This window comes from Paenibacillus forsythiae T98 (assembly GCF_000520735.1).
Taxonomy (GTDB): Bacteria; Bacillota; Bacilli; order Paenibacillales; family Paenibacillaceae; genus Paenibacillus_AQ; species Paenibacillus_AQ forsythiae.
Genome location: NZ_ASSC01000050.1, coordinates 1 through 2,045, shown reverse-complemented (window position 1 = coordinate 2,045; position 2,045 = coordinate 1). Strand labels below are relative to the sequence as shown.

The 2,045-nt window shown below is 61.7% G+C and carries 2 protein-coding genes; both read left to right on the top strand.

The window, feature by feature from the left end:
• Positions 1-1,700, top strand: a 1,700-nt coding sequence (locus L692_RS0101905; RefSeq protein WP_025696696.1) for a DEAD/DEAH box helicase, incomplete at its 5' end; no start/stop codon positions are given.
• A 45-nt stretch (positions 1,701-1,745) separates the two neighbouring features.
• The coding region (locus tag L692_RS27565; protein ID WP_036721448.1) for a hypothetical protein at positions 1,746-2,045 on the top strand (300 nt) is incomplete at its 3' end.

Genomic DNA, 2,045 nt, shown 5'->3' with positions numbered 1-2,045 from the left:
TGCCGTTCATCAAGTTTCGCGGGGAATGGATCGAAGTGGACCCGAAGGAAATCCGCCAGGTCCTCCGGTACATGAAGCGGCATGAGAGCGGAGAAATGTCCGCTTCCGACTGGATGCGTCTTGAGGCGGAGGAGGGAGAAGAGCGGCTGTGGAAGGGAATGCCCGTTACGGGCATGGAAACGGCCGGGCTGCTCGCCTCGCTGATGCGCGGAGACGCGGCGCGGAGTCTGCCCGCGCACCCGGTCCCCCGGGAGCTGCAGGGAACGCTGCGCCCTTATCAGGAGCGCGGCTACCAATGGCTGAGCGCCATGAGCGAGCTGGGCTTTGGCGTCTGTCTCGCGGACGATATGGGCCTTGGGAAGACGGTTCAGGTGATTGCCTGCTTGTTGGGCCGTGAGCAGGCGCCAGGCGGAGAGGCGGCGTCCGGCCGGAATCCGGTGCTTATTCTGTGCCCGACCTCGCTGCTTGGCAACTGGCAGCGGGAGCTGCTGCGCTTCTCGCCTTCGCTGAGCGTATATATTCACCATGGAAGCCGCAGATTGCGGGATGAAGCCTTTCGGGAGCAGGCTGCGGGTCATGACATCGTGCTGACCACTTACCATTTGGCCGGACGGGACAGCGAGGACCTCGCCTCAGTGCGCTGGTCCACCGTTGTGCTGGACGAGGCCCAATACATTAAGAATTACCGGACCAAGCAGGCGCAGAGCGTCATGCGGCTCGCTTCTCCCCACCGGATCGCCATGACCGGCACGCCCGTGGAGAACAAGCTCGGTGAGCTGTGGTCGATTTTTCATTTTCTGAACCCGGGCTACCTCGGCACCTATCATTCCTTCCGCGAGCGTTACGGGAGCGGTGAAGGGGCGGAGCGGCTGCGGGAGCTGCACCGGCTCGTATCGCCTTTTCTGCTGCGGAGGCTGAAGAGCGACCCCGATATTTCGAAGGATCTTCCGGAGAAGCTGGAGATCAAGAATTACTGTGCGCTGACCGAGCATCAGGCTCTGCTGTATCAGAGCGTTGTGAACGAGATGCTGGATACGATCGGCGGAAGCTCGGGCATGGCGCGGCGGGGGCTTGTGCTGTCTTCGCTGACGAAGCTGAAGCAAATCTGCGACCATCCGCAGCTCTTCCGCAAGGAAGAAGGCCGGTCAGGCCGAAGCGAGCAATCCGGCAAAATGGAGACGATGTTCGAGGTGCTGGACAGCATCGCGGAGCTTGGGGAGTCGGCGCTTATTTTTACCCAGTATGTGTCCATGGGGGAGTTGCTCGTGAACAGGCTCGCTAAGCGGTACGGCAAGATGCCGCTGTTCCTGCACGGGGGCGTTCCGAAGCGGGACCGCGACGAGATGGTCCGCTCTTTTCAGGAAGGGGAGGGAACGGCGTTCTTCGTACTGTCGCTCAAAGCGGGCGGAGTGGGCCTGAACCTGACGCGGGCCAACCATGTTGTGCATTATGACCGCTGGTGGAATCCGGCGGTGGAGAATCAGGCGACGGACCGCGCGTTCCGGATCGGGCAGCACAAGAATGTGCAGGTCCACAAGCTGATCTGCCAAGGGACGCTGGAGGAGCGGATCGACGAGCTGATCGAGCGGAAAAAGAATCTCTCCGAGCAGGTGGTCGGCTCCGGTGAGAACTGGCTCACCGAAATGTCCGATCATGAGCTGAAGGAACTGATTGAGCTGCAAAATCAGGATTGGATGTAGCGCTATCGCAAATAAAACGCGGGAAGCTGGCGGTGGAGGGAAGGTATGACGGAGACGATGAACATGCGGATCGAAGCCGCGCCGGGAGTGCTTACGGCGGTATGGACGCCCGCATCCGGCACGGCCGCCAAGGGACAGGCGAAGGGGGATGAGGCCAAGGATTCGCAGCAGGCCTCCCCGAAATTCCGGCAGGTTCTGAAGATGGAGGTATGGCCAATCGCCCGGCGCCGGGAGGTGGTGGAGCGGCTGGCGGAGAGTCCGCATGAATTATACGGACTGCTCCAGGGACGCCTGCCCGGCTGGCTGGCCGAACCGGGTCTGTGGCCGGACGATTCGGAGCTATCG